The following is a 26,446-nucleotide window of genomic DNA, read 5'->3' on the forward strand; positions in this document are numbered from 1 at the left end:
CTGCCGGGGGTGCGCGCCTGCGCGCGAGGTCTCGCCCCGTCCCCGGGAACACCGGACGGGGCGAGGCCGGCGCACGCCGGGATCCGGTGTCCCTCCGGGCCTCCGGCGCGGCGGCTTCCGGCACGGTGCGGGGGCCTGCGGCTTGCGGCCGCCGGGAGCCCTCCGTCAGGCCGGGAAGTCCATGACCGCGAGCGGTGCCGACGTCGGCCGGGGTGAACCGCCCGCCGGTTCGAGGGTGATGCCCATTCCGGAGGCGCCGTCCACCGGACCCTCCATCATCACCGCGCCGGACCCTCCGGAAGCGTCCAGCAGCCCGGCCGGGCGCATCGCGTCGCCGTCGGAGAACCACAGCTGGTACACCTTGCCGGCGGGCGGCCGGGGCATGGCGGAGGCGACGAACACGGCCCGGTCCCGCTCCCGCGAGACCACCACCGTCGCGCCGGCGCCGTCCGGCAGCTTCCCGGCGGAGACCTTCGCGTCGGGGGCGGAGAGCACCGCCGACAGCTCGTCCGCGGCGCGTTCGGCGGCCCGCGCGGCGGTCCGGGCGTCCTCGGCCTCCCGGTGCTGCCAGACGGCGACTCCGCCGAAGGCGGCGGCCGCCGCCACACAGGCCGCCAGCGCGAACCGGGAGGCGGCGAGGCGCCGGCGTCCCCCAGCGCGCTGGGTCCGGCGGGCGACGACGGGCGGCTCCTGCCGCTCGGTGGCGATGCGGGACATCACCTCCCGCTTCATCGCCGCGGGCGGGGTGACGGAGACCGCGGACCCCAGCCGTCCGGCGGTGGCGGCCAGTTCGCGCACCTCCTGCGCGCAGGACGGGCAGGAGGGCAGATGGCGCTCGAACCGGTCGTGCTCGTCCGGGGGGAGCGCGTGCAGCACATAGGCGCCGGTCAGCAGGTGCGTCTCGTCGGTGTTCATGCGCTCACCCCCAGGCAGTCGCGCAGCCGGATGAGCCCGTCGCGCAGTCGTGTCTTGACCGTGCCGAGCGGCACGGCGAGCAGTTCGGCCACCTCGCGGTAGGCCAGCCCCCGGTAGTAGGCGAGCGTCACCGACTGCCGCTGCAGTTCGGTCAGCCCGCGCAGGCAGCGCCGCACCTGCTCGTGTTCGAGGCGCGTCTCGACCTGCTCGGTGACCTCGTCGTAGGCCGTGGTCCGGTCGAGCAGCGCGGCGCGCCGCTCGCGGTCGGTCGCCGCCTGGGCGGAGCGCACCCGGTCGACGGCACGGCGGTGGGCCAGGGTCATGATCCAGGTCATGGCGGAGCCCCGGGCCGGCTGGTAGCGGGCGGCGGACCGCCAGACCTCGATCAGCACCTCCTGCGTCACCTCCTCCGACTGGGCCGGATCGCGCAGCACGGTGCGGACGAGACCGAGCACGGCCCCGCTCACCGAGTCGTACACCGTGGAGAAGGCGTCCTGGTCGCCGCGGGCCACCAGGACGAGCAACTGCTCCAGATCGGGCCCCGCGGCCGCGGGACCGTCGATGCGGACGGCTTCTTTCACTCGGCGTTCCTCCACGGTGCGCACGCTCCGGACGATTCTCGACCGTTATTCGGAGCCGGGCGGCGTGCGGATGGGTCGTGCGCCGCATCGTGTCACGCAGGTGCCCGGGCCGTCCGGGAACGCAGGTGCCCGGGACGTCCGGGAACGCAGGGGCGGGGCCCCCGGGCCGGGGAAGCACCCCCGGCCCCGTCCGGAGAGGTCACGGCCGGGGCCGGGGGTGCGGCAGCCCCCTCCGCCGAGGCCGCGGCCGGGCCGGGCTCAGGAAGGCGCCCTCGCCCCTTCCACGCCTCCCGCGGTGCCGGCCGCCGCCCCGGCGCCCGGCGCCGCCGCCGGACGCGCGCCGCGCCGGAGGAGCACCGCGCGCAGCGCGAGGAAGAGGAGCAGGCCGAACGGGGACAGCAGGATCGTGAGGACCAGCAGCGGTCCGGTCACCAGGGGATGGACCCCCAGCGCGACGGCCTCGCGGTGGATCCACTGCCCGATCAGCAGGTCCCATGCGATCACCTGGGCCCAGACCGCTCCCGCGCCGCCGGCCAGCGCGGTCAGGTCGCGGAAGGTGTCGATGTCGGGACTGCTCACGGCCGTCCACAGTTCGGGGAGGACGGGGAGCGCGAGGGCGGTGTACACGGCGAGCACCGGGAGGACGGTCAGCGGGGAGGCGGCCACCCGCGCGGTGATCCGGTGGCGCGGGGCGAGGATCATCAGCAGCCACACGGGCGCGGCGAGCCAGAAGGAGAGCTCGAAGAGGAAGCCGGTCACACCGCCACCTCCGCCCGGTCGGCGTCCTCGGCGGCCGGGGGCCCGGGCGGGCCCGGCGGTGCCGTGCGCAGCGCCGCGGCGACGGCGGCCGCGGTGGCCAGCGCGAGCACGGCGGCGGCCGTGAGCGTGATCCCGTCGGGACGGAACAGCGCCTGGCCGCGCAGTGCCTGCCAGGTGACCAGGACGAAGGCTCCGGCGTAGGCCGCCGAGGCGATCAGCACGAGCCGAAGGCGCACCCGCTCGTCCGCGAGCCGGGCGAAGCGCGGGGCGAGGGCCGCGAGGACGAGCAGCACCAGGGGGAGCACCTGGAGGGCGTGCATGCCGACGAAGTGCCCGATGCGCAGGTCGCCGCCGGTCGTCGCCCAGCCGGTGACCGGCATCGAGGGGCCGCCGTCCGGGACGCCGACCGCGTGCGCCCCGACGATGCCGGCGTCACCGGCGCCGCCCGCCGCCCGCTGCTCGTCCGTGGGACGGACCATCAGGAAGCCGGTCGCGGCGCCCGCCAGCGCCACCACGGAGCCGCAGCGGATCGCCCAGGCGGACGCCCGGTCGGCGATGCGGGCGCGGAACAGCAGGACGGCGATGGCGAGGGCCCCCGACCACAGGACCACCACCGACACGGCCATCGCGTCGTACAGGGCCGAGTCCAGCGGCGTCTCGTGGTTGAAGTGACTGCGCCGCCCGCGCAGGGCCTGGCCGGTGATGAGCACCATCTCCGCGGCGCTCGCCACCATGACGGTGGTCCCCGCCCACCAGCCGATCCGGCGGAAGCGGGGGAGCAGCGACAGCATCCAGGCGAGCGAGAGCGCGTAGGCGACGAACGACACGGAGAACTTGAACGGCTTGAACCAGACCGGCGAGCCCGCGACGGTGCGGTCGTCCACGACGAGACCGACCGCCGTGAGGGCCGCGAGTAACGCCATCGACGCGGCGAAGGCGACGAGTGGGCGGTGCCAAGAGGACATGAGCAGAACCCCCGGAGTCATTATGGATAGCAGCGCTTCCCGCTATCCGATAGCGAGACTATCTATGATGGGGATCGTGAACGCAAGCGGGAAAGGGTGAACGCCCAGTGCGCATCGGCGAGTTGAGCCGCCGGACCGGAGTGCCGGTCCCGACGGTCAAGTACTACGTCCGGGAGGGCCTGCTGCCCGCCGGGGAACTGACGAGCCCCAACCAGGCCCACTACGGGGACCGTCACGAACGCCGGCTGCGCCTCATCCGCGCACTGCTCGACGTGGGGGGCCTGTCGGTGGCCGCCGTCCGTGACGTGGTGGCCGCCGTCGACGACACGGGACGGTCCGTGCACGAGGTGCTCGGCGAGGTCACGGATCCGATCGTGCCGCGGTGTCCGCAGGGCCCCGACGACGAGGTGCTGGCCGCGGCGCGGGACCGGGTCCGCGAGCTGGTGGACGCCCGGGGCTGGCGGATCGACGAGGGGAACCTGGCGGCGACGGCCCTCGCGGAGACCCTCGCGGCCCTGGAACGCGCCGGGCACGGGGCGTTCGCGGAGGTCCTCGACGACTACGCGGACGCGGCGGACCGGGTCGCCGAGGCCGACCTCGACCACGTCGCCAAGCGGGTGGCACTGGACGACGTGGTCGAGAGCGTCGTGGTGGGCACGGTGCTCGGCGACGCGATCCTCACGTCCCTGCGCCGCATGGCCCAGACCCACCGCTCGTCCCGGCTCTTCGGCGACGACGGGGCCTGAGCGCCGGCGCGGCCCGGGGCGGGCTCCGGCACCCGGGCGCCTGCCCTCGTGCGGCGCGGCCCCCGCCCGTGGGAGCCGTCCGGCCCTGTCACCCGCGCGGGAGGGGGCGTCACATGGCAGGCGATCCGTGACGCGCCTGCCGGGAACGAGAAGGGCCGCCTGCGCTGGGTGCTGGGCGTCCCGCTCCTCGTGCTGCAGCTGATCGCGGCGTTCTCCTGCTGGCCAGCGCTGACCGTGCGGCCGTCCCGTCCCCGGGACGAGGGCGCGCTCGCCGGGATCGAACTCGCCTGCCTGGTCACGATCGTGACGGCCGCTCCGGCGCTCCTGATCGCGCTCACCCGGTCGGCCCGCCCCGCCTTCGGCCGCCGGCCGGCCGCGCCGCCGCGCCGCCGCGCCGCCGCGCCGCCGCGCCGCCGCTCCTCTGCGCCGTGACCGCCGCGGTGCGTCTGGCGCTGCGGTGAACGGCGAGGGCCGTGTGCCGCCGTCCCGGCCGGGACGGCGGCACACGGCCCTCGTCATGCCCTGCGCGTCAGGCGGTCGGCTCCTGTTCCCGCTCCACCTGCTCGTTCCACTCGCGCTTGATCGCGCGCCAGTCCTCGTCCGTCTTGCCCACGCGCCAGTAGCCGGAGATCGACAGACGCTCCCGCGGGACCCCGTGCTCCAGGCGCAGCAGGCGGCGCAGTTCCTTCACGCTGCCGGCCTCGCCGTGGACGAAGGCCGACACCTCGCCCGCCGGGAACTCCAGCGCCTTCACCGCCGCCACCAGGGCCTCGCCCGGCGCGCGGTCGCCCCGGTGGAGCCAGGTGATCTCCACGCCGTCCGGGGTGACGACCTTCTGCTCGTCCGCGGGGCCCGCGACCTCGACGAACGCGTGCACCACCGCGCCCGCCGGCATGCGCTCCAGCGAGGCGGCGATCGCCGGCAGCGCGCTCTCGTCGCCTGCCAGCAGATGCCAGTCCGCGGCCGGCTCGGGGGCGTAACCGCCGCCGGGGCCGAGGAAGCGGATGGTCTCCCCGGCGCGCGCCCGGGCCGCCCAGGGGCCCGCCAGGCCCTCGTCGCCGTGGACGACGAAGTCGATCGTCATCTCCCGGTGCGCTTCGTCGAAGGACCGCACGGTGTACGTCCGGTTCGCGGGCCACTGCTCGCGCGGGAACTCCTCGCGGATCCGGTCCATGTCGAACGGCTCCGGGTAGCTCACCCCGTCCGGTGCGAAGAGGAGCTTCACGTAGTGGTCGGTGAACTCGCCGATCCCGAAGGCGGTCTGTGGCTCCAGGGCGAGCACCACGCGCACCATGTGCGGGGTGAGCCGCTCGGTGCGCACCACTGTCGCGCTGTGGGCCTTCGGTGCCTTGCGGGCCGGACGCTCTGCCACGGTCTTCTCCCTGCGACGCATACTTAGGTATACCTAAGTTATCACTCGAGGGCGGACAGCAGCCGCACCACCGCGCCGCCGAGCCCCCAGCGCTCCGCCAGCTCCTCCAGCGCGGCCGGGTCGTGCGGCGTGCGCGGCAGGGCCGGGTCGAAAGCCGGCAGCGGCACGTCCGACGCGACCCTGACCACCTTCGGCGCGACCGCCACGTACGGCCGTGCCTCGTCGAGCCGCTTGCGCTGCGACGGGGTGAGCTTCGACGTGCGGTCGTCCACCGCCGCCATGATCCCGTCGAGGTCCCCGTACGCGTCGAGCAGCTTGGCAGCCGTCTTCTCGCCGATCCCCGGCACGCCCGGCAGGCCGTCGCTCGGGTCGCCCCGGAGCAGCGCCAGGTCGACGTACCCCGGGCCGTCCACCCCGTACCTCTCGCGCAGCCAGGCCTCGTCCGTCACCTGGAGCGTCCCGACCCCCTTCAGCGGGTAGAGCACCCGCCGGCCGCGGGCGTCGTCCACCAGCTGGAACAGGTCCCGGTCGCCGGTGACGATGTCGACCGGGCCCTCGGCGCGCGCCGTCAGCGTGCCGATCACGTCGTCCGCCTCGTATCCGTCGGCGCCGACGCGGGCGATGCCGACCGCCGCGAGCACCTCCCGGATGACCGGCACCTGCGGGTCGAGGGTGTCGGGCGTCTCCTCGACGTCCGGTCCCTGCGCCTGCGCCTCGGCGACCCGGTGCGCCTTGTACGACGGGATCAGGTCGACCCGCCACTGCGGCCGCCAGTCGTTGTCCCAGCAGGCGACCAGTTCGTCGGGGCGGTGGTCCTGCACCAGGCGGGCGATGAAGTCCATCAGCCCGCGCACCGCGTTCACCGGGGTGCCGTCGGGGGCCCGGACCGAGTCGGGGACGCCGTAGTAGGCGCGGAAGTACAGGGAGGCGGTGTCGAGGAGCATCAGGCGTCGCGTCACAGGGACGATGATGCCGCACCCCGCCGACAGCCCGCCCCGGCCGCTCCGCCACCGGCCGCAGTGACCTGGATCACCTTTGCGTTTGCTGTTTTGGCGCTCGGGCAGGCGCGGAACCGGAGCGAATCCCGTCGCATATTCAACCAATGCGACGGGTCCGGCGGGCGGACCCCGCCTCGTTCCACGGTCCGTCCGCGGGGGCGACGGGCCGTTTTCCGGTTCTATGCGTGAGGTGTATGTGTCCAGGCTGCAGGCCGAGCACTTGTACAAGGTGTTCGGCAGACGACCCGATGAAGCGGTGACCAGGCTCGAAAGCGGCACCGACCGCGACGAGCTGCGTGCCGACGGCACGACCGCCGCCGTCATCGACGCGTCGTTCACCGTCGAGCCCGGCCAGATCTTCGTCGTCATGGGCCTGTCCGGATCCGGCAAGTCCACCCTGCTGCGGATGCTCAACGGACTGCTGGAGCCCACCTCCGGACGGGTGCTCTTCGACGGCGAGGACGTCACCGCCCTCAGCCCCCGCGACCTGCGCGCCGTGCGGTCCAGCCGGATCAGCATGGTCTTCCAGCACTTCGCGCTCTTCCCGCACCGCAGCGTGCTGGAGAACGCCGGGTACGGCCTCGAGGTGCAGGGCGTCCCCCGTGAGGAGCGCACCCGCCGCGCCACCGAGGCGCTCGAACTCGTCGGACTCGCGGGCTGGGAGGACTCCTGGCCCGACGAGCTCTCCGGCGGCATGCAGCAGCGCGTCGGCCTCGCCCGCGCGCTCGCCACCGACGCCGACCTCCTGCTCATGGACGAGTCGTTCAGCGCGCTCGACCCGCTGATCCGCCGCGACATGCAGGACCAGCTGCTGGAACTGCAGAAGCGCCTGAAGAAGACCATCGTCTTCATCACCCACGACCTCAACGAGGCGATGCGCCTCGGCGACGCGATCGCCGTGATGCGCGACGGCCGGATCGTCCAGCTGGGCACCGCCGAGGACATCCTCGTCACCCCGGCCAACGACTACGTGGCCTCCTTCACCCAGGACGTGGACCGCTCCCGGGTGCTCACGGCCGGCGCGATCATGGCCGACAAGGAGACCGTGTACGGCACCACGACCGACGGCGGCGACGAGATACGCGGCGCGGACGACGTCCTCGCCGCCGCCCCCGCCACCGTCTCCGAAGACACCCCGATCATCGAGCTGTTCACGCCCTGCGCGGGCAGCACCACCCCCGTCGCCGTGACCGACGGCGAGGGAGAGCTGGTCGGCGTCGTCCCGAGGACGCGCCTGCTCGCCGTGCTCGGCGAGCCGATGCCCTCACCGGCCGCGCCCGCCGCGGAGATCCCCGCGCAGACCGGCACCGAGGCCGCCCCGCGGACCTCCGGCGCCGACGCGGACACCGACGGCAAGGCGGTGGCCAGTGCCTAGGCTCCACCTCGGCGACTGGGTCGACAGCGGTGTCGACTGGCTCCAGCGCCACCTCTCCTGGCTGTTCGACGCGATCAGCTCGCTCGTCACCGGCATGTACGACGGCATCGACGCGGTGTTGTCCGCGCCCGAACCGCTGCTCTTCGCCGGCATCCTCGCCGTCGGAGCCTGGTGGCTGCGCGGTCTGGTGGCCGGCGTCCTCGCCTTCGCCGGATTCGCGCTCATCGACTCGATCGAGCTGTGGGACGACGCCATGTCGACCCTCTCGCTGGTCCTCGTCGCCACCATCGTCACGCTGGCGATCGCCGTCCCGCTCGGCATCTGGGCCTCGCGCTCCAAGACCGTCAGCGCCGTCACGCGCCCGGTGCTCGACTTCATGCAGACCATGCCGGCCATGGTCTACCTGATCCCCGGCATCATCTTCTTCGGCGTCGGCGTGGTCCCCGGCATCATCGCCACCATCGTCTTCGCGCTGCCGCCGGGCGTGCGCATGACGGAGCTGGGCATCCGGCAGGTCGACGGCGAACTGGTCGAGGCGGCCGAGGCGTTCGGCACCACGGAACGCAACACCCTGCTGCGGGTGCAGCTCCCGCTCGCCCTGCCCACGATCATGGCCGGCATCAACCAGGTCATCATGCTGGGCCTGTCGATGGTCGTCATCGCCGGCATGGTCGGCGGCGGCGGACTCGGCGGAGCCGTCTACCGCGCCATCGGCAACGTGGACATCGGCCTCGGCTTCGAGGCGGGCATCTCCATCGTCATCCTCGCCATGTACCTCGACCGCATCACCGGTGCCCTGGGCCGCCAGGTGTCGCCCCTCGGCCGCCGTGCCCTGGCCAAGGCCCGTGCCGCGGCCGGCGGGCTGAAGATCTGGAACCACCGGCCCCAGCCCGTCGTCGCGGTCGCCGGCATGGTGGTCCTCGCACTCGTCGCGGGCGGCATGAGCGTCTTCGGCGGGTCCAAGGCCGCGACGGCGTCCGACGCGTCGGACATCGGCCGGGGCAAGAAGCTCTCCGTCGGCTACATCCCCTGGGACGAGGGCATCGCCTCCACCTTCCTGTGGAAGGAGATGCTGGAGCAGCGCGGCTTCGAGGTCGACGCCAAGCAGTTGGAGGCCGGCGCGCTCTACACCGGCCTCGCCGGCGGCCAGATCGACTTCCAGACCGACTCCTGGCTGCCCGTCACCCACGCCTCCTACTGGGACAAGTACCAGGACGAGCTGGAGGACATGGGCTCCTGGTACGGCCCCACCTCCCTGGAGCTGTCCGTCCCCTCGTACATGAAGGGCATCGACTCCCTGGAGGACCTCAAGGGCAGGTCGGGCCAGTTCAAGGGCCGCATCATCGGCATCGAGCCGAGCGCCGGGATGATGGGCATCCTCAAGGACAAGGTCCTGAAGGAGTACGGCCTGGAGGGCGAGTACGAGGTCGTCGACGGCTCGACGCCCGGCATGCTCGCCGAGCTCAAGCGGGCGTACGACAAGAAGGAACCGATCGTCACCACGCTGTGGTCGCCGCACTGGGCCTACAGCACCTACGACCTCAGGAAGCTGAAGGACCCCAAGGGCTCCTGGGGCAAGGGCGACGGCGTGCACACCCTGGCCCGCAAGGGCTTCACCGCCGAGAACCCCGAGGTCGGCACGTGGCTGAAGAACTTCGAGATGACCGAGGAGCAGCTCACCGGTCTCGAGGCGAAGATCCAGGAGACCGGCAAGGGCAAGGAGCAGGAGGCGGTCCGCGCCTGGCTGAAGGAGAACCCGGGACTCGTCGACAGGTGGGCCCCGGTGGCGAAGTCCGGCAAGGCCGCCAAAGGAGCCGGTGACGAGCGCGAACGTGAACTGAACGTCGCCTGGTTCCCCTGGGAGGAGGACATCGCCGCCACCTATCTGTGGAAGGCCGTCCTCGAGGAGCGCGGCTACACGATGAACCTCCAGCAGTTCGAGGTCGGCCCGATGTACACCGCCCTCGCCCGGGGGCAGATCGACGTGCAGTTCGACGGCTGGCTGCCGAGCACGCAGAAGAAGTACTGGGACAAGTACGGGAAGGACCTGACCGACCTCGGGTCCTGGTACGGGCCCACGTCACTCGAACTCGCCGTTCCGTCGTACGTCGAAGGAGTGGATTCCCTCGACGACCTGAAGGGCCGCGGTGACGAGTTCAAGGGCCGCGTCGTCGGCATCGAACCCGGCACCGAGACCATGAACATCCTCAAGAACAAGGTGCTGCCCCAGTACGGCATCGACGGGGAGTTCGAGGTCGTCGACAGCTCCACACCCGGCATGCTCGCCGAACTGAAGCGCGCGTACGCCAAGAAGGAGCCCATCGCGGTCATGCTGTGGACCCCGCACTGGGCCTACAGCGAGTACGAGCTCACCAAGCTCGCCGACCCGAAGAAGGCCTTCGGCGAGGGCGACGAGATCCACACGGTCGCCTCCGAGGCGTTCCCCGAGCAGTACCCGCAGCTGACGAAGTGGTTCAAGGACTTCCGGCTGGACGAGAAGCAGCTCGCCGGCCTGGAGAACGAGATCCAGAAGCGCGGCACCGGGCACGAGGAGGAGGCGGTGAAGGCCTGGATGGAGAAGAACCCGGGCATCACCGACCGGCTCGCGCCGCTGTAGCAGGCGCCCGCCCGGTGGCCCCCGCCGCCGGAGCGAGAAGGGGTGGTCCCCGCCGTCACGGCGGGGACCACCCCTTTTCCCGCCCTCCGGACCCCGCGGGATCCCCTTGCCTGTGCGCTTGGTGAGTACGGGCGGGCGGATGCTGCGTATGGTGAGACAGGACCCAGGGGAGGGGAGCCCGCCCGATGGACGCGAAGGACGCGAAGGACACCAAGGAGAGGGAGGAACCCCTCCGGGTGGGAGCGGCCGTGCGCAAACGCCGCCGGGTCCTGCGGCTGACCCTCGCCGCCGTGGCCGCGCGCAGCGGACTGTCCGTGCCGTTCCTCAGCCAGATCGAGAACGAACGCGCCCGCCCCAGCGACCGCTCCCTCCAGCGGGTCGCCGACGCCCTCGACACCACGGTCGAGGCCCTGCTCGCCGCCTCCGACTCCACCCGGACCGTCGACCTGGTCCGGTCCTGCGACGACGCCCACCCCGGCGGTCCGCCCGGGGCCCGCTCCCTGGTCCGCGGCAGGCACCAGCTGCACGCCATGGAACTCTGCGGCGAGCAGGAGAGCGAGGGCGAGTTCCAGCACCGCAACGACGAGCTGCTCTACGTCGCGGACGGCGCCGTCGAGGTCGAGGCCGAGGGCCGCGCCCACCGGCTCGGCGCCGGCGACTCGCTCTTCCTCTCCGGCGGCGTACGGCACCGGTGGCGGGCGACCACGGCCGACACCCGGCTGCTCGTCGTCGCGGTCGCCGACCACATCGCCGCGAACCCGGCGCCCCGGGGCTGAACCGGTGCGCGTCGTCTCCCTCGTCCCGTCGCTCACCGAGGCCGTCGCCGTCACCGCACCCGGCCTGCTCGTCGGCGTCACCGACTGGTGCAGCCACCCCGCCGGACTCGGTGTCCCGCGCATCGGCGGCACCAAGAACCCGGACGTGCCGGCCGTCGTCGCCCTGCGGCCCGATCTGGTGATCGCCAACGAGGAGGAGAACCGGGGCCCCGACCTGGACGCGCTGCGGGCCGCCGGGATCGAGGTGCTGGTCACCGAGGTGCGCACGCTCGGCCAGGCCTTCCGCGAACTGGAGCGGGTCCTGGTCGGCGCCTGCGGCCTCGGCCGGCCGGCCTGGCTCGACGAGGCCGAGACGGCCTGGGCCGCCGTCCGCACGCCCCGCCCGGTGCGGGCCGTGATCCCCGTCTGGCGCCGGCCCTGGATGGTCCTCGGGCGCGACACGTTCGCCGGCGACCTCCTCGCCCGCCTCGGCGTCCTCAACGTCCACGGGGACCATGCCGAGCGCTACCCCCGGCTCGGCGTCGACGAGCTGCGCGGCAGCGGCGCGGAGCTGGTCGTCCTGCCCGACGAGCCGTACGCCTTCGGTCCCGGGGACGGCCCCGAGGCGTTCGGGGACCTGCCCGCAGCCTTCGTCGACGGGCGCGCCCTGACCTGGTACGGACCCTCCCTCGCCGAGGCGCCCGCCGTCATCGGCGCGGCGCTGCGAGCAGCTCTCCCCGCACCAGACCGCGGACCGTGAGCACCGAGGCGACGGCCCAGGCCCCGGTCAGCAGCGCGTACAGCGTCACGGCGAGCCAGCCGTACGCCGCGAGCCCCGTGTGGTGCTCCAGCGTCTGCGCGCCCGTCGCACAGGTCCCCACCGGGAAGGTGAACGCCCACCAGCCCATCGTGAACGGCATCCCCGCACGGAACGCGCGCACCACCATCGCCCCGGCGAGCGCCAGCCACAGCAGGGCGAACCCCATGACCGGCACGCCGTAGACGACGGCGAGCGCACCGAGACCGTGCGCGTACGGGGCGGAGATGGCCCCCGGCGCCACGTCGGCCAGCTTGTTCACGGCGGTGGTCGACTGCCCGAGCGGCCCGAGCACCAGGAACAGCGCCGGGGTCAGCGCGAGCGGCAGCGGACCGTGGTGCAGCAGCCGGGCGAAGACCACCGGCAGGATGAGCAGCGTGGCCAGCAGACTGACGCCGAAGAGGGCGTAGCTCGCCAGCAGCAGCGCCTCCCGCCACTGACCGGCGGGCAGATGCGGCACCAGCAGCGGCCCCGAGGACGCGGACACCATCGGCGCGACGACCGGCAGCAGCCACACCGGCGAGGCGCTCCCCGGCGCCACCCGGTGGCGCACCACCATCAGGTACGGCACCGCCACGGCCACCACGAGGCCGATCACCGTGCCGGCGACGAAGAGCACCGCCGCCACGGTGAGAGCGGCACGCCCGCCGAGCAGCTCGTGCCCGGTGCCCGCCGCGCCCGCGCCGACGGCGAGCAGGGCCATCGACAGACAGCCGTAGAACGGGGCGACCGCGGGGTCGTCCAGATGGGCCCGGGCCTGGTCGCGGTGGCGCGTCCAGTGGACGGCGCGCGCCGTGAGCACCACCGCCAGCAGCAGCGCGGACAGGGCCCAGACCCCCACGGCCGCCGCGTGCAGGGCGGGTGTGCCGCCGGCGAACGCCCCGCCGGCCGTGCCCACGATCGCGGTGCCCATCACGGGGGCGTACCAGTTGGGGCCGAGGTGACGGGCCGAGATCCGCGGGATCCGGGGGGTCTCCCCGGGGAGGGCGAGCGGGCGTGCGGCGGGCTGGACGGCGGTGACCATGGGCCCACTGTCCCGGCACGGCACGGTCCCCACCAGGGATCATGCCTCTATCACCCCATAAGCTGGTCTTATGACCGACGAGGAGCGCGTGCCGCTCGCCCACCGCGTCCCCGACCTCGGGGCGCTCGAACTGCTGCTCGCCGTGGCCCGCCACGGCAGCCTCGGACGCGCGGCCCGGGAGCTCGGCATCACCCAGCCCGCGGCGAGCAGCCGCGTCCGCTCCATGGAACGCCAGCTCGGAGTCGCCCTCGTCGAGCGCTCGCCCCGCGGGTCCCGGCTCACCGGGGCCGGTGCGCTGGTCACGGACTGGGCCCGGCGGATCGTGGAGGCGGCGGAGGCGTTCGACGCCGGGGCACAGGCGCTGCGGGGGCGGCGCGACTCCCGCCTGCGGGTCGCCGCCAGCATGACCATCGCCGAGTACCTGCTGCCCGGCTGGCTGATCGCGCTGCGCGCCGACCGGCCGGGCACCGCGGTCTCGCTGCTCGCCGGCAACTCGGCGGCCGTCGCCGACCGGCTGCTCTCCGGCGAGGCCGACCTGGGCTTCGTGGAGGGCCTCGCCGTGCCGGAGGGGCTCGACGGCACGGTCATCGGCCACGACCGCCTCGTCGTCGTCGCCGCGCCCGGCCACCCCTGGGCGCGCCGCCGCCGGTCGCCGCTCACGGCCGGGGAACTGGCGGCCGCCCCCCTCGTCCTGCGTGAACGCGGCTCCGGCACGCGCCAGGTCCTGGACTCCGCGCTCTCCTCCTACGGAGGGCTCGCGGACCCGCTGCTCGAACTCGCCTCCACGACGGCGGTGAAGGCGGCCGCGGTGAGCGGGGCGGGGCCCGCCGTGCTCAGCGAACTCGCCGTCACCGAGGAGCTCGCCTCCCGGCGGCKGGCCCGCATCCCGGTCGCCGGCGTCCGCCTCGACCGCGACCTGCGCGCCGTCTGGCCCCACGGCCAGCGCCCCACCGGCCCCGCCCGCGACCTGCTGGGCCTGACCCGGGGGTAGCGGTCAGCCCCGGGCCGCCGCCACCAGCCCGGCCATCACCCGGGTGTCGGCCCCCATCTCGGGGTGCCACTGCACCCCCAGCACCCAGGCCCCCTCGGTTCCCGTCTCCAGGGCCTCCACCGTCCCGTCCTCCGCGTACGCGCCCGCCGTCAGACCGTCGCCGAGTCCGTCCACCGCCTGGTGGTGGTAGGTGGGGACGGACGCGGCCTCCGGCACGAGCGACGCGTACCGCGTCCCCGGCACCGGTTCGACCAGGTGCTCGCCGAACACCCCGTTCTCCGTGCCGCGATGCCCCTCGACGTGCTGCCGCAGCGAGCCGCCGAGCGCCACGTTGAGCAGTTCCATGCCGCGGCAGATGCCGAGCAGCGGTGTCCCCGAGTCCAGAGCCGCCCGGATCAGGGCCAGTTCCCAGGCGTCCCGTTCGGGGGCGGGCGGCCCGGTGCGCGGATCGCGGTCCGCGCCGTAGAGCGCCGGGTCGATGTCCGGCCCGCCGGCCACGACCAGCGCGTCGAGCCGGGCGACGACCGCCGCGGCGTGCTCCGGCGCGTCCGGCGGGAGCATCGCGACGAGGCCCCCGGCAGCCTGGACCAGGCGCGGATACCCGGCCGGCAGCAGGGCGGCGGGCAGGTCCCACACGCCCCAGCGGGCGGACGCCTCCAGGTAGGTGCTGACTCCGACGAGCGGCGCGGTCATGTCCGTCCTCATCCCTTGCGGTCCAGCTCGGCCTCGGCGGCCGCCAGCGCCGCGAACTCCTCCTCCGGCGCGCGTGCCACCAGCCGGTGCCGACTGTAGAAGGCGAAGTAGGCGAGGGCCACGGCGTACACGGCGAGAGCCGTGAACGCGGCGTCCCTGTCCACCAGGAACGTCGCCACCAGCGCCGACAGGGCGAGCACGAACGCGACCGACGAGGTGGCCACACCGCCCGGCGTCCGGTAGGGGCGCGGGAGCTCCGGCTCCCGGCGGCGGAGCACGATGTGGGAGAGGGCCATGAGCGCGTAGCTGATGGTCGCGCCGAAGACGGCGATGTTGAGCATCCGGGCGCCGTTGCCGGTGCCCGCCGCCAGTGCGAAGCCGATGGCCCCGGGGATGAGCAGACCGAGGTACGGCGACTTGCGGCGGCTCGTGAGCGACAGGAACCGCGGCAGATATCCCGCCCGCGAGAGCGCGAAGAGCTGCCGAGAGCCCGCGTAGATCAGCGAGAAGAAGGAGGCCACGAGACCTGCGAGCCCCGCGTAGTTGATGAAGCGGCTCAGCGCGGTCGGGTCCCCGTCCCCCTGGAGTGCCACCACCAGCGGGTTCCCCGCCTCCTGGATCGCCGCCGAGCCGCGCGCACCGCTGGCCGCGAAGAAGGTGAGCACCGCGAGCAGCACCAGCACGCCCATCGAGATCGCCAGTGCCCGGGGCATCGACCGCACCGGGTCCTTGGCCTCCTCGGCGGCGAGCGGCACCCCCTCGACCCCGAGGAAGAACCACATGCCGAACGGGAAGGCGGCCCAGATCCCCAGCAGCCCGAACGGCAGCCAGGAGGACGAGCCGAACGCCTCCGCGTCCGCCGGGATGTCGTCGAGCGACCCGGCGTCGAACTCCGTGAACGCGCCCACCGCGAAGATCAGCAGCGCCGCGACGGCGATCGCCGTGACGACCAGGCTGAAGCGCAGCGCCTCGCCCACGCCCCACAGGTGGATGCCGATGAAGACGGCGAAACAGGCGAGGAGGACGGGCCAGCCCGACTCCAGGCCGAACAGGCCGAGCGACTCGACGTAGTCGCCGATGAAGATGGAGATCGCGGCGGGCGCGAGGATGTACTCGATCAGGATGGCCGTGCCCGTGAGGAAGCCGCCCCAAGTGCCGAGGGCGCGGCGGGCGAAGCCGTAGCCGCCGCCGGCCGTCGGCAGGATCGCGGACAGCTCGGCGAGCGCGAAGACCAGGCAGGCGTACATCGCGCCCATCAGCAGGGTGGCGACGGCCAGGCCGCCGAAACCGCCCTTGGAGAGACCGATGTTCCAGCCGGAGAAGTCACCGGAGACGACGTAGGCGACGCCGAGCCCCGTCAGCAGCAGCCAGCCCGCGCTGCCCCTGCGCAGGGTGCGGCGGTCCAGATAGGCGTCGCCCTGCGGCGAGTCGGCCGCGGACGGGGCGGCGGGGCCGGTGGGGGAGGGGCGCGATGTGGTGCCTTCAGCCATGGGTAGCTCCTGGCTCAGGTCAAAGGTTTGTGCGGACACCTTTGCGGCACGGCGGCGGCTGCGCAAGCCCTGTGCGCAAACCCGGTGTCACGGGTGCCACCCTGCTGCCGCGCGCCCTGCCGTCGCCGGACCGGCCCTCGTCACACCCTGCCCCGGATCTCAGGCCAGGAACCCGCGCAGCAGTGCCGCCGTCCCCTCGCAGTGCTCCCGCATCACCTCGCGGGCCGCGTCCGCGTCCCCGTCCAGCACCGCCTCCACCAGCGCCGTGTGCTGGTGCTGGGAGTGCTCCAGGTTGCGCACGAGCAGCGGTATGCAGTCGAGCAGGTCGTTGAGCGTGGCCCGGACCGCCGCGTACCGGGCGGTCAGCGACGGGGAGCCGGACAGCTCGGCCAGGGTCAGGTGCAGCAGGGTGTCCTGCTTGCGGTAGTCGGCGAGCTGCGCGTCCCTCGTCGCGGCGAGCGCCGCGCGCAGCCGGTCCGCGTCCGGTCCGGTGAGCCCGTGGGCGGCGCAGAGCCCGGCCGCGCCGGTCTCCAGGACCTCGCGGAAGCGCAGCGTGTCCTCCACGTCGACTCCGGCGACCCGGCGGCGCAGCTCGTCCTCGCCGTGGCTGTCGGGACGGTGCAGCACGAACGTTCCGCCGTAGCGGCCGCGCCGGCTCTCCACCAGCCGCTGGTCGGTCAGCACCTTCAGGACCTCCCGCAGGGTGACCCGGCTGATGCCCATCCGCTCGGCCAGCTCCCGTTCCGCGGGCAGCCGTTCGCCGCCGGAGACCAGCCCGAGCCGCAGCAGCTGGAGGATCTGCTCCAGCGCCTCCTCGAACCCGTTGCCCGCGCGGACCGGCCGCAGCACCGCGGTCAGCCGGTCCGCGGACCCGCTCGCCGCCCCAGCCGTCGTCGCCACCTCGCGTTTCCCCTTCCCAAGCAATGGTCTCCAGTAATACCTTATGGCTCCCCGCCGGCTCCAGGAGGAGTGATCCCGTGGCAGACCGCACACCCCCGCTCTCGCTCGACGACCTGCGGGCCGAGGTCCAGCGGGGCGAGATCGACACCGTCGTCCTGGCCTTCCCCGACATGCAGGGCCGCCTCCAGGGGAAGCGGTTCGCGGCGCCGTTCTTCCTCGACGAGGTCGCCGAGCACGGTACCGAGGGCTGCAACTATCTCCTCGCCGTGGACACCGAGATGAACACCGTCGACGGCTACGACATGTCCTCGTGGGACCGCGGCTACGGCGACTTCGCCATGCACCCCGATCCCACCACGCTGCGCCGCATCCCCTGGCACCAGGGCACCGCACTGCTGGTGGCCGACCTCGCCTGGCACGACGGCTCACCCGTCGTCGCCGCGCCCCGCCAGATCCTGCGCCGCCAGCTGGAGCGGCTGTCGGAGCGCGGCTGGACCGCGCAGGTGGGCACGGAGCTGGAGTTCATCGTCTTCAGGGACACCTACGAACAGGCATGGGACCGCGACTACCGCGGCCTGACGCCGGCCAACCAGTACAACATCGACTACTCCGTCCTCGGCACCGGCCGCATCGAGCCCCTGCTGCGCCGCATCCGCAACGAGATGGCGGGCGCGGGGCTCACCGTCGAGTCCGCCAAGGGCGAGTGCAACCCCGGCCAGCACGAGATCGTCTTCCGCTACGACGAGGCCCTCGTCACCTGCGACCAGCACGCCCTCTACAAGACGGGCGCCAAGGAGATCGCCGCCCAGGAGGGCTTCTCGCTCACCTTCATGGCCAAGTACAACGAGCGCGAGGGCAACTCCTGCCACATCCACCTCTCCCTCGTGGACGCCGACGGACACAACGTCATGGCCGGGGACGACCCCGGCGGCATGTCCCCGGTGATGCGCCACTTCCTCGCCGGGCAGCTCGCCGCACTGCGCGACTTCTCGCTCCTGTACGCACCCCACGTCAACTCCTACAAGCGCTTCCAGCCCGGCTCCTTCGCCCCCACCGCCGTCGCCTGGGGCCACGACAACCGCACCTGCTCCCTGCGGGTCGTGGGCCACGGCCGCTCCCTGCGCTTCGAGAACCGGCTGCCCGGCGGCGACGTCAATCCGTACCTCGCCGTCGCCGGGCTGGTGGCCGCCGGCCTGCACGGCGTCGAGCAGGAGCTCGAACTGCCCGAGCCCTGCGCCGGGAACGCCTACACCGCCGACTACGCGCACGTCCCCACCACCCTCCGCGAGGCCGCCGAACTCTGGGAGAACAGCCCCGTCGCCAAGGCCGGCTTCGGCGACGAGGTCGTCGCCCACTACCGCAACATGGCGCGCGTCGAACTCGCCGCCTTCGACGCCGCCGTCACCGACTGGGAGCTGCGCCGCTCCTTCGAACGCATGTGAGGACGCACGTGTCAGAGCCGTACGCACTCGACGTACTGAATCCCGCCACCGAGGAGGTCGTCGCCACCGTCCCCGGCGCCACCGCCGCCGACGTGGACACGGCCGTCACCCGCGCCGCCGCAGCCCAGCGGGCCTGGGCGGCCGCGGCGCCCGCCGACCGGGCCCGGCTGCTGCGCCGCTTCGCCGACGTCGTCGACGCCCGCACCGGCGAACTGGCCGCCCTGGAGGTCAGGGAGGCCGGCCACACCATCGGCAACGCCCGCTGGGAGGCGGGCAACGTCCGCGACCTGCTGGAGTACGCCGCCGGGGGAGTGGAGCGCCTGACGGGCCGTCAGATCCCGGTGCCCGGCGGCATCGACATCACCCTCCTGGAACCGCTCGGCGTAGTCGGCGTCATCGCGCCGTGGAACTTCCCGATGCCGATCGCCGCCTGGGGCGCGGCCCCCGCGCTCGCCGCGGGGAACGCCGTCGTCCTCAAGCCGGCCGAGACCACGCCGCTGACCGCCCTGCGGCTCGCCGAGCTCGCCCTGGAGGCGGGGCTCCCCGAGCACCTCCTCCAGGTGCTGCCCGGACGCGGCGACATCGCCGGCGAGGCCCTGGTGCGGCACCCGGGCGTCGCCAAGATCGTGTTCACCGGGTCCACCCGGACCGGCAGGCGGATCATGTCCCTCGCCGCCGGCCAGGTGAAGCGGGTCACCCTCGAACTGGGCGGGAAGAGCCCGAACATCGTCTTCGCCGACGCCGACCTGGAGAAGGCGGCCGCCGCGGCCCCCATGTCCTTCCTGGACAACAGCGGCCAGGACTGCTGCGCGCGGACCAGGATCCTCGTCCAGCGCTCCGTCCACGACCGGTTCCTCGACCTGCTCGCCCCCGCCCTCGCCGCGGTGGAGGTCGGCGACCCGGCGGACGAGCGGACGGACATGGGGCCGCTGATCTCCAAGGCGCAGATGGAGCGGGTGCGGTCCTACGTGCCCGACGGCGCGGAGGGCATCCGCGGCGCCGCCCCCCGTGGCCCCGGCTTCTGGTTCCCGCCCACGGTCCTGACCGGCCTGGCCGCCGACGCTCCCGCCGCGTGCGAGGAGATCTTCGGACCGGTCGCCGTCGTCCTGCCCTTCGACGACGAGGAGGACGCCGTCCGCCTCGCCAACGCCACGGACTACGGCCTCGCCGGCTCGATCTGGACCCGCGACGTCGGCCGCGCCCTGCGCGTGTCCGGGGCCGTCGCCGCCGGCAACCTCTCCGTCAACTCCCACTCCAGCGTCCGCTACTGGACCCCGTTCGGCGGTTACAAGCAGTCCGGACTCGGCCGGGAACTGGGCCCCGACGCCCTCGCCGCCTTCACCGAGACCAAGAACGTCTTCCTGAGCACGGAGGCCTGAGCACCCATGACCGACGAGACCCCCATCTGCCGCCGCCTGGTCGGCCGCACCGCAGTCGTCACCGGCGCCGGCAGCGGCATCGGCCTCGCCACCGTGCGCAGGCTCGCCGCCGAGGGAGCGCACGTCGTCTGCGGCGACATCGACGGGACGGCCGGCAAGGCCGCGGCCGACGAGACCGGCGGCACCTTCGTCCGCGTCGACGTCACGGACCCCGACCAGGTGGAGACGCTGTTCAGGACCGCCTACGAGACCGGGGGCAGCGTCGACATCGCCTTCAACAACGCGGGCATCTCGCCCCCGGACGACGACTCGATCCTGGACACCGGTCTGGAGGCGTGGAAGCGCGTCCAGGAGGTCAACCTGACCTCGGTCTACCTCTGCTGCAAGGCCGCCATCCCCTACATGCGGCGCCAGGGCAGGGGCTCGATCATCAACACGGCGTCCTTCGTCGCCCGGATGGGAGCGGCGACGTCGCAGATCTCCTACACCGCCTCCAAGGGCGGCGTCCTCGCCATGTCCCGCGAACTGGGCGTGCAGTTCGCCCGCGAGGGCATCCGGGTCAACGCCCTCTGCCCGGGACCGGTCGACACCCCGCTGCTGCGCGAGCTGTTCGCCAAGGACCCCGAACGCGCGGCCCGCCGGCTGGTGCACATCCCCGTCGGACGCTTCGCCGACGCGACCGAGATCGCGGCCGCCGTGGCGTTCCTGGCCAGCGACGACTCCTCGTTCGTCAACGCCACGGACTTCCTCGTGGACGGCGGCATCTCCGGTGCGTACGTCACGCCGCTCTAGGACCCTTCGTCCGGATCTCGGCCTCTGCATGCCGGCCTCCGCGTCGGGGGCGGCCGGTGCGCGGCGCCCGGCGCGGGCCGCGGCGGAGGCGGCCGGGCGCCGGTGGCGCGGACGGTCCGCCGCATAGGCTGGCCCGCATGAGCATGACGACCCCGCCCGGCTGGTACCCGGACCCCCACGCACCGGGCGCGGAACGATGGTGGGACGGCTCGGCCTGGACCGCTCACACCCGGGCGGTCCAGGGGCGGATGCCGCCCGGCGACGGGTCGGGGCCGCACGCGGCCGGAGGTGGGTTCGGACGGCCCACGCCTGCGGGCGGGCCGGGGGCGCACGCGCCTGCGGGGGGAAGCGGACCGTTCGCGCCCGGGGGCGGATACGGTCCGCACACGCCCGCGGGGGGCTTCGGGACGCACACGCCCGAGGGTGGATTCGGGACGCACACGCCCGCGGGCGGGCCGGGGCCGCACGCGGCCGGGGGCGGGTTCGGACCGCCCACCGTGCCGCTCCGGCAGTCGTCCGGCGTGCCTGCCGGGCGCGGCGGACGCGGACGGCGGGCAGCGGCGCTGTCCGCGGCTGCGGTCGTGGTGGCGGCCGCCGTGGTGACCGGCGCCGTGCTGCTCGGCACGGACGACGACCCGGCCGGGCCGGAGACCGCACCCGAGAGCCCGGTGGTGTCCGCGTCCGCCACCACGGGGGCGCCGGGCCCCTCACCCGAGAAGAGCGCCGAGGCCCACCCGGGGCGTCTGGTCGACCAGCTCAACGGCATCAGCCTGCCGATCCCGGACGGCTGGATCGAGTCCGAGCGCGCACTCGGCTCCGGCGCCACCATGTACACGGACGCCACCTACGAGTGCCCCGGCGGCGGTTCACCGCTCTGCCGTCACGGCCAGGTGACGTCGATCACCGCCGACCTGTCCGGGGCGACGGGCGGCGCCGCCACCGCCAGGTCCGTCGCGGAGAAGGACATCGGGAAGGCGGCGGACGCCTCGTACGACGAGGACGCGCTCGGCAACCGCACCCACGGCGGCATCACCTCGCACAGCGTCGTCAAGGCGCAGAACGTCGCGGTCGCCGGCCGTGCCGGCTACCTGGTGCGCTGGAAGGTCGTCACGGGCGCGGGTCCGGGCGGATACGTGCAGTCGCTGGTGTTCCCCTCGACGGCGGGGACCGGGGCGCTGGTGGTCGTGCGCTTCGCCTTCGACGCGGGTCCCGACGGACCCGACCTCGCGGAGATGGACCGGATCACGGCGGGGATCCGGGCGATCGGGGACGACACGGCGAGCGGCGGCGTCGGCAGCAGCATCGGCCCCGGCCCCGGCTGAGACCGACGGCCGGCGGGCCCGCTCGCCGCGGTGGTGCGGTGGTGTTCCGGCGGTGGTACGCGCCGGGGCAACCGGGCCGGTGGCGCTCCGGGGTCATTCGGCGAGCGCCCGGTAGAGGGAGGCGACCGAGGGCGGCCTGCCCGCGTTCTTGCCGGTGCGGATGGTGAGTCGGGCGGCGATCTCGGCGACCGGCATGCCCTGGGCGCGCAGCTCCCGGGCCCGGGTGAGCATCTCCTCGTCGATCACCTTCGGCCGTCCCCCGGCGGGACCGCCGGGGCGGCCGTGCCCCGCGTACTCCACGCGCACCGGTGAGGCGCGGAAATCCTCGGACGCGGTTTCGCAGAACTCATTCTCAGAACCTTCGCGCGAGGGGCGGCGGGGGATCTGCTCCTCGGGCACCGTGTCGCCGAGGGACTCCAGAAGTTCGCGCAGCAGCCCGGCCAGAGCCCCGAGATCGGCCCCGGTGAGCCCGGCCAGCACGCCGCGCTCGGTGGCCAGATGGTCCGGCAGGGTGCGGTCGATGAGGGCGAGCCCCTCCTCGGTCAGCGAGACGTGGACGACCCGGCCGTCCGACTCGCTCGGGGTGCGGGTCACCAGCCCGCGCGCCTGGAGGCGGTCCAGGCGCTGGGTGATGGCCCCGGAGGTGACCATCGCCGCCCGCATCAGCTCCGCGGGCGTGAGGCGGTGGTCGGGGCCGCTGCGCCGCAGTGTGGCCAGGACGTCGAACGACGCGGAGTCCAGTCCGTGCGCGGCGAAGGTCTTCCCCAGCTCGTTTCCGATCAGGCGCGACGCCCGTGACAGGCGGCCGATCACCGCCATCGGCGACACGTCCAGATCGGGACGCTGTGCGCCCCACTGCCCCAGCACGAGATCCACGTGGTCTGCCATGGGGACAGCCTAGCCAATCGCTTAGTCATGAGGTACTTTGGCTTAGTGCTAAGCAACCTGTTGAGAAGCGTTCGAGGCCATCGGCTCGGCATCGTCGTGCTGACCGCGCTGGCGCCCGTCATCTGGGGCACCACGTATCTCGTCACGACGGAGCTGCTGCCGCCCGGCCGCCCGCTCCTGGCCGCGGTGCTCCGTGCCCTGCCCGCCGGGCTGCTGCTCGTCGTCGTCACCCGGCGTCTCCCCCGGGGGATCTGGTGGTGGCGCGCCCTCCTGCTCGGCGCGCTGAACATCGGCGTGTTCTTCGCGCTGCTCTTCGTCGCCGCGTACCGGCTGCCGGGCGGAGTGGCCGCCACGGTGGGCGCCGTGCAGCCACTGCTCGCCGCCGGACTGTCCGCCGCGCTCCTGGGCGACCGCCTGTCCGCACGCACGGCACTGGCGGGCATCGCGGGAGTGGCCGGTGTGAGCCTGCTCGTCCTGCGCTCGCAGGCGCGACTCGATGCCGTCGGCGTGGCCGCGGCACTCGGCGGCGCCCTGGTGATGGCCACCGGCGTGGTGCTCGCCAAACGCTGGACCTCACCCGCCCCGCTGCTGGCCACGACCGGCTGGCAACTGGTCGCCGGAGGACTGCTGCTGCTCCCGGTGGCGCTGCTCGTCGAAGGCCCGCCGCCTGCGGGGCTGACGGCCGTGAACCTCGCGGGCTACGCCTATCTGTCGCTCATCGGCGCGGCCGTGGCCTACGCCCTGTGGTTCCGCGGCATACGGGAGCTGCCGCCGACAGCGGTCTCCTTCCTCGGCCTCCTCAGCCCGCTCGTCGCCACCGTCCTCGGCGTGATCGTCGCCGGGGAGCGGCTCAACGCACTCCAGGCCGTCGGCGCCGCCGTCGTCCTCGCCGCCCTCGTGGCGGCGCAGCGCCGGCACGCCCCGTCCCGCCGCGCCGTCCGACCACGACCCGACACCGCACAGACCAGGGAGACCGACCATGCGCATGACCGTCTTCGGAGCAGCCGGCCAGGTGGGACGCAGGACCGTGAGCGAGGCGCTGTCGCGGGGACATGACGTCACCGCGCCCGCGGCGGGACCCCCCCGGGGAGAGGGCTAGGCTCGGTGCGTGGCGCTCAAGAACATCCCGGACCCAGGTTTCTCCGACGACGACGGCACCGCCGACCCCGCCCTTCAGGCGGCGCTCGCCGCCTGGGCGGAGGACGGCACGGCCGAGCAGGCCGTCCTCACCGCCCTGAAGGGCGCGCGTCTCCTCGTCCCCGTCGTCGCCGTGCTCGGCGAGGTCGAGACCGACGAGAACGGTCTGCGCCGCGAGAAGACCAGTGACATGGCCGTCCCCACGCTCACCGCGGGCGGACGCCGGGCCCTGCCCGCGTTCACCTCGACCGCCTCGCTCGCCCGCTGGGACCCCGAGGCCCGCCCCGTCGCCGTGCCCCTGCACCAGGCGCTGGCGGCAGCCGCCCACGAGAAGGCGGACACCGTCGTCCTCGACCTGGCCGGCCCCGTCCCGTACCAGCTCAGCGGCCCCGCGCTGCTTGCCCTCGCCGAGGGCCGCTCGAGCACGGACCCGCTCGCCGATCCGGCCGTCACCGGGGCCCTGCGCCAGACGCTGGCCGCGGAACCGGGCGTGCTGCGGGCCCACCTCCTGCCCGGCCGGGACACCGACGGCACGCTGGCGCTGGTCCTCGCCCCGGACGCGGTGCCCGCGGAGGCGGGCAACCGGGTCGCCCGGGCGCTCGCGTCCCACGACGTGCTGAGGGCCCGCCTGGTGCGGGGACTCGACCTGGCACTGCTGCCTGCCGAGGCCGCCGCTCCGGGCGAGCCCTTGTACGTGCGGGGCGGCGCGGATCAGCCGTAGACCGGGCCGGTGTACTTCTCGCCGGGGCCCTGGCCCGGCTCGTCCGGGACGAGCGACGCCTCGCGGAACGCCAGCTGCAGGGACTTCAGGCCGTCCCGCAGCGGCGCCGCGTGGAACGAGCTGATCTCGGTGGTGCTGGCGTCCAGCAGTCCGGCCAGTGCGTGGACCAGCTTGCGGGCCTCGTCGAGGTCCTTGTGGTCCTCGGCGTCCTCGGTCAGACCGAGCTTGACCGCGGCCGCGCTCATCAGGTTGACCGCGACCGTGACGATCACCTCGACGGCCGGGACCTCGGCGATGTCGCGCGTCATGGCGTCGAAGTCGGGAGATCCCGGTGTTCCGGTGGATTCATTGGGGGAGGTCGCGTCACTCATGACGCACACGATATGCCCCGGCGCCCGACGGCCCGCCCCGGCCGCCGGTTAGCCGCATCCCCCGGGAGCTGCTAACCTTGTGTGACGACCGGCTGGACACCAGTGTGTCCGGCCCACAAGTGGAGGCTCCGATCTCCCACCTGGCCGCTCCTCCTGGGCGGCGGGTCACCGGTCAGGCGGCGCCCATCGTTCCGTACGGACGATGGAAGTCGCCCGATGTGCGCCCCGCGACGACTCGCGGCGGTGTTCCGGTTCGATGGAGCATCCGCCTGTGTCCCGTCCGGGGCATTTTTCGTGTTCCGGCGCGGTTGGTCTGACGAAACAGACGTTACGCGGCTGTCTGCCAGGCGGTCGTGTGGTGCTACTTAGGAGGATCCATCAGCGCCGAGCCCCGCATCAACGACCGGATTCGCGTTCCCGAGGTGCGACTTGTCGGTCCCAGCGGCGAGCAGGTCGGGATTGTTCCGCTTGCCAAGGCCCTGGAGCTTGCGCAGGAGTACGACCTCGACCTGGTCGAGGTCGCGGCGAACGCCCGCCCGCCCGTGTGCAAGCTCATGGACTACGGGAAGTTCAAGTACGAGTCGGCCATGAAGGCCCGTGAGGCGCGCAAGAACCAGGCGCACACGGTCATCAAGGAGATGAAGCTCCGGCCGAAGATCGATCCGCACGACTATGACACCAAGAAGGGTCACGTCGTCCGGTTCCTCAAGCAGGGCGACAAGGTCAAGATCACGATCATGTTCCGTGGTCGTGAGCAGTCCCGCCCCGAACTCGGCTTCCGTCTGCTGCAGCGTCTCGCGGCCGACGTCGAGGACCTCGGCTTCATCGAGTCGAACCCGAAGCAGGACGGCCGGAACATGATCATGGTTCTTGGCCCCCACAAGAAGAAGACCGAGGCCATGGCCGAGGCGCGTGAGGCCCAGGCCGCACGCAAGGCAGAACGCCAGGGCTCGGCGGACCAGGGTCACGACGCCCCGGCCGAGACCGACGCCCCGGCCGACACACCTTCCGAGGCGTGACCCGAAGGGGCCGCCCCGCAGCGGCCCCGGTCGGGCCCGGAACCCCAACCACGATCTGACGCTCCCGCTGTCCGGTGCCCGCACCGGGGGAGCGCCACTGATGAGGAGAGAACGGCGCGATGCCGAAGAACAAGACGCACAGCGGTGCCAAGAAGCGCTTCAAGATCACCGGCTCCGGCAAGGTGCTCCGCGAGCGCGCCGGCAAGCGCCACCTGCTCGAGCACAAGTCGTCCCGTCTGACGCGCCGCCTCACCGGCAACGCCGAGATGGCCCCGGGCGACGCCGCGAAGATCAAGAAGCTTCTCGGCAAGTGACGTCCTCCGTCCCCGCAGGGGACGGGACGCCGGGACCGGGACCTATTCGTTTCCGGGCCGTGT

General features: G+C 73.5%; 27 protein-coding genes and 1 pseudogene. 16 read left to right on the plus strand and 12 right to left on the minus strand.

Annotated features, from left to right (window positions below; all coding sequences use genetic code 11):
• Positions 1–165: 165 nt before the first annotated feature.
• The 4 genes from EAO77_RS25805 to EAO77_RS25820 all read right to left on the minus strand — a co-directional run bounded on the left by EAO77_RS25805 (position 166) and on the right by EAO77_RS25820 (position 3,220).
• Positions 166–915: an anti-sigma factor domain-containing protein gene (locus EAO77_RS25805; protein WP_147990659.1), complete on the minus strand. Its 750-nt coding sequence runs from the start codon at positions 913–915 to the stop codon at positions 166–168.
• Complete coding sequence (locus EAO77_RS25810) at positions 912–1,496, minus strand: sigma-70 family RNA polymerase sigma factor (RefSeq protein ID WP_147990660.1); 585 nt, start codon at positions 1,494–1,496, stop codon at positions 912–914. The genes EAO77_RS25805 and EAO77_RS25810 overlap by 4 nt, the downstream gene beginning before the upstream one ends.
• A gap of 258 nt (positions 1,497–1,754) precedes the next feature.
• Positions 1,755–2,255 carry an ABA4-like family protein gene (locus EAO77_RS25815; protein WP_147990661.1) on the minus strand — a complete coding sequence of 167 codons (501 nt, stop codon included), beginning with the start codon at positions 2,253–2,255 and terminating at the stop codon, positions 1,755–1,757.
• Positions 2,252–3,220, minus strand: coding sequence for a hypothetical protein (locus EAO77_RS25820; RefSeq protein ID WP_147990662.1), 969 nt, complete (start codon positions 3,218–3,220; stop codon positions 2,252–2,254). Before EAO77_RS25820 ends, EAO77_RS25815 begins: the two co-directional genes overlap by 4 nt.
• Positions 3,221–3,327: 107 nt before the next feature.
• On the opposite strand from EAO77_RS25820, the gene EAO77_RS25825 reads away from it, so the two are divergent.
• Together EAO77_RS25825 and EAO77_RS38850 are read left to right on the plus strand one after the other, a co-directional pair.
• On the plus strand, positions 3,328–3,966 hold the full coding sequence (locus EAO77_RS25825) for a MerR family transcriptional regulator (RefSeq protein ID WP_147990663.1): 639 nt from the start codon (positions 3,328–3,330) through the stop codon (positions 3,964–3,966).
• A gap of 168 nt (positions 3,967–4,134) precedes the next feature.
• Positions 4,135–4,398, plus strand: a complete 264-nt coding sequence (locus EAO77_RS38850; RefSeq protein ID WP_187283402.1) for a hypothetical protein — start codon at positions 4,135–4,137, stop codon at positions 4,396–4,398.
• 97 nt (positions 4,399–4,495) lie between these two features.
• Here EAO77_RS38850 and EAO77_RS25830 read toward each other — a convergent pair whose 3' ends face one another.
• Both EAO77_RS25830 and EAO77_RS25835 read right to left on the minus strand, forming a co-directional pair.
• Positions 4,496–5,338, minus strand: a complete 843-nt coding sequence (locus EAO77_RS25830) for a siderophore-interacting protein (protein WP_147990664.1) — start codon at positions 5,336–5,338, stop codon at positions 4,496–4,498.
• Positions 5,339–5,379: 41 nt separating this feature from the next.
• Complete coding sequence (locus tag EAO77_RS25835; RefSeq protein ID WP_187283429.1) at positions 5,380–6,282, minus strand: 5'-3' exonuclease; 903 nt, start codon at positions 6,280–6,282, stop codon at positions 5,380–5,382.
• Between the two features lie 235 nt (positions 6,283–6,517).
• Here EAO77_RS25835 and EAO77_RS25840 point away from each other — a divergent pair, with 235 nt between their 5' ends.
• The 4 genes from EAO77_RS25840 to EAO77_RS25855 all read left to right on the plus strand — a co-directional run bounded on the left by EAO77_RS25840 (position 6,518) and on the right by EAO77_RS25855 (position 11,843).
• Positions 6,518–7,711, plus strand: a complete 1,194-nt coding sequence (locus EAO77_RS25840; protein ID WP_261994142.1) for a glycine betaine/L-proline ABC transporter ATP-binding protein — start codon at positions 6,518–6,520, stop codon at positions 7,709–7,711.
• The gene (locus EAO77_RS25845; RefSeq protein WP_147990666.1) at positions 7,704–10,328 is read left to right on the plus strand and encodes an ABC transporter permease/substrate binding protein; all 2,625 of its coding nucleotides are present in this window, start codon (positions 7,704–7,706) and stop codon (positions 10,326–10,328) included. The genes EAO77_RS25840 and EAO77_RS25845 overlap by 8 nt, the downstream gene beginning before the upstream one ends.
• 185 nt (positions 10,329–10,513) lie before the next feature.
• Positions 10,514–11,104 carry a helix-turn-helix domain-containing protein gene (locus EAO77_RS25850; protein WP_147990667.1) on the plus strand — a complete coding sequence of 197 codons (591 nt, stop codon included), beginning with the start codon at positions 10,514–10,516 and terminating at the stop codon, positions 11,102–11,104.
• A gap of 4 nt (positions 11,105–11,108) precedes the next feature.
• Positions 11,109–11,843: a helical backbone metal receptor gene (locus EAO77_RS25855; protein WP_147990668.1), complete on the plus strand. Its 735-nt coding sequence runs from the start codon at positions 11,109–11,111 to the stop codon at positions 11,841–11,843.
• Here the strand turns inward: EAO77_RS25855 and EAO77_RS25860 are convergent.
• Positions 11,791–12,924 carry a TDT family transporter gene (locus EAO77_RS25860; protein ID WP_147990669.1) on the minus strand — a complete coding sequence of 378 codons (1,134 nt, stop codon included), beginning with the start codon at positions 12,922–12,924 and terminating at the stop codon, positions 11,791–11,793. The two genes, EAO77_RS25855 and EAO77_RS25860, sit on opposite strands and share 53 nt — an antisense overlap.
• Positions 12,925–12,994: 70 nt before the next feature.
• Here EAO77_RS25860 and EAO77_RS25865 point away from each other — a divergent pair, with 70 nt between their 5' ends.
• A complete protein-coding gene (locus tag EAO77_RS25865) occupies positions 12,995–13,915 on the plus strand; it encodes a LysR family transcriptional regulator (RefSeq protein ID WP_147990670.1) in 921 nt (306 codons plus the stop codon).
• Positions 13,916–13,918: 3 nt separating this feature from the next.
• Here the strand turns inward: EAO77_RS25865 and EAO77_RS25870 are convergent, their stop codons facing one another.
• The 3 genes from EAO77_RS25870 to EAO77_RS25880 form a co-directional block, all read right to left on the minus strand.
• A complete protein-coding gene (locus tag EAO77_RS25870; protein ID WP_147990671.1) occupies positions 13,919–14,608 on the minus strand; it encodes a gamma-glutamyl-gamma-aminobutyrate hydrolase family protein in 690 nt (229 codons plus the stop codon).
• A gap of 8 nt (positions 14,609–14,616) precedes the next feature.
• The gene (gene eat, locus EAO77_RS25875; protein ID WP_147990672.1) at positions 14,617–16,098 is read right to left on the minus strand and encodes an ethanolamine permease; all 1,482 of its coding nucleotides are present in this window, start codon (positions 16,096–16,098) and stop codon (positions 14,617–14,619) included.
• 159 nt (positions 16,099–16,257) lie between these two features.
• On the minus strand, positions 16,258–16,998 hold the full coding sequence (locus EAO77_RS25880) for a FadR/GntR family transcriptional regulator (RefSeq protein ID WP_147990673.1): 741 nt from the start codon (positions 16,996–16,998) through the stop codon (positions 16,258–16,260).
• A 77-nt stretch (positions 16,999–17,075) separates the two neighbouring features.
• Here EAO77_RS25880 and EAO77_RS25885 point away from each other — a divergent pair, with 77 nt between their 5' ends.
• The 5 genes and pseudogenes from EAO77_RS25885 to EAO77_RS25900 all read left to right on the plus strand — a co-directional run bounded on the left by EAO77_RS25885 (position 17,076) and on the right by EAO77_RS25900 (position 21,933).
• The gene (locus EAO77_RS25885) at positions 17,076–18,440 is read left to right on the plus strand and encodes a glutamine synthetase family protein (RefSeq protein ID WP_147990674.1); all 1,365 of its coding nucleotides are present in this window, start codon (positions 17,076–17,078) and stop codon (positions 18,438–18,440) included.
• A gap of 8 nt (positions 18,441–18,448) precedes the next feature.
• Positions 18,449–19,819 (plus strand): aldehyde dehydrogenase family protein, encoded by a 1,371-nt coding sequence (locus EAO77_RS25890; protein WP_147990675.1) that lies wholly within the window; start codon positions 18,449–18,451, stop codon positions 19,817–19,819.
• Positions 19,820–19,825: 6 nt separating this feature from the next.
• On the plus strand, positions 19,826–20,611 hold the full coding sequence (locus EAO77_RS25895) for a 3-oxoacyl-ACP reductase (protein WP_147990676.1): 786 nt from the start codon (positions 19,826–19,828) through the stop codon (positions 20,609–20,611).
• A gap of 143 nt (positions 20,612–20,754) precedes the next feature.
• Positions 20,755–20,844: pseudogene (locus EAO77_RS41470) on the plus strand (DUF2510 domain-containing protein); the annotation flags it as partial.
• Between the two features lie 288 nt (positions 20,845–21,132).
• Positions 21,133–21,933: a hypothetical protein gene (locus EAO77_RS25900; protein WP_410088724.1), complete on the plus strand. Its 801-nt coding sequence runs from the start codon at positions 21,133–21,135 to the stop codon at positions 21,931–21,933.
• Positions 21,934–22,026: 93 nt separating this feature from the next.
• Here the strand turns inward: EAO77_RS25900 and EAO77_RS41080 are convergent, their stop codons facing one another.
• Positions 22,027–22,821 (minus strand): MarR family transcriptional regulator, encoded by a 795-nt coding sequence (locus EAO77_RS41080; RefSeq protein WP_147990677.1) that lies wholly within the window; start codon positions 22,819–22,821, stop codon positions 22,027–22,029.
• A gap of 60 nt (positions 22,822–22,881) precedes the next feature.
• Between EAO77_RS41080 and EAO77_RS25910 the strand changes: the two genes are divergently transcribed.
• Both EAO77_RS25910 and EAO77_RS25915 read left to right on the plus strand, forming a co-directional pair.
• Positions 22,882–23,877: an EamA family transporter gene (locus EAO77_RS25910; protein WP_261994143.1), complete on the plus strand. Its 996-nt coding sequence runs from the start codon at positions 22,882–22,884 to the stop codon at positions 23,875–23,877.
• A 52-nt stretch (positions 23,878–23,929) separates the two neighbouring features.
• Positions 23,930–24,679 carry an SseB family protein gene (locus EAO77_RS25915; RefSeq protein ID WP_147990679.1) on the plus strand — a complete coding sequence of 250 codons (750 nt, stop codon included), beginning with the start codon at positions 23,930–23,932 and terminating at the stop codon, positions 24,677–24,679.
• Here EAO77_RS25915 and EAO77_RS25920 read toward each other — a convergent pair.
• Positions 24,670–25,050 (minus strand): DUF1844 domain-containing protein, encoded by a 381-nt coding sequence (locus tag EAO77_RS25920; RefSeq protein WP_147990680.1) that lies wholly within the window; start codon positions 25,048–25,050, stop codon positions 24,670–24,672. The genes EAO77_RS25915 and EAO77_RS25920 overlap by 10 nt on opposite strands.
• Positions 25,051–25,403: 353 nt before the next feature.
• On the opposite strand from EAO77_RS25920, the gene infC reads away from it, so the two are divergent.
• Positions 25,404–26,069, plus strand: coding sequence for a translation initiation factor IF-3 (gene infC, locus EAO77_RS25930; protein WP_147990681.1), 666 nt, complete (start codon positions 25,404–25,406; stop codon positions 26,067–26,069).
• A gap of 119 nt (positions 26,070–26,188) precedes the next feature.
• Positions 26,189–26,383, plus strand: a complete 195-nt coding sequence (rpmI, locus tag EAO77_RS25935; protein WP_018848956.1) for a 50S ribosomal protein L35 — start codon at positions 26,189–26,191, stop codon at positions 26,381–26,383.
• Positions 26,384–26,446: the final 63 nt, after the last annotated feature.

The organism is Streptomyces sp. T39, from assembly GCF_008042045.1.
In the GTDB taxonomy this organism is placed as follows: Bacteria; Actinomycetota; Actinomycetes; order Streptomycetales; family Streptomycetaceae; genus Streptomyces.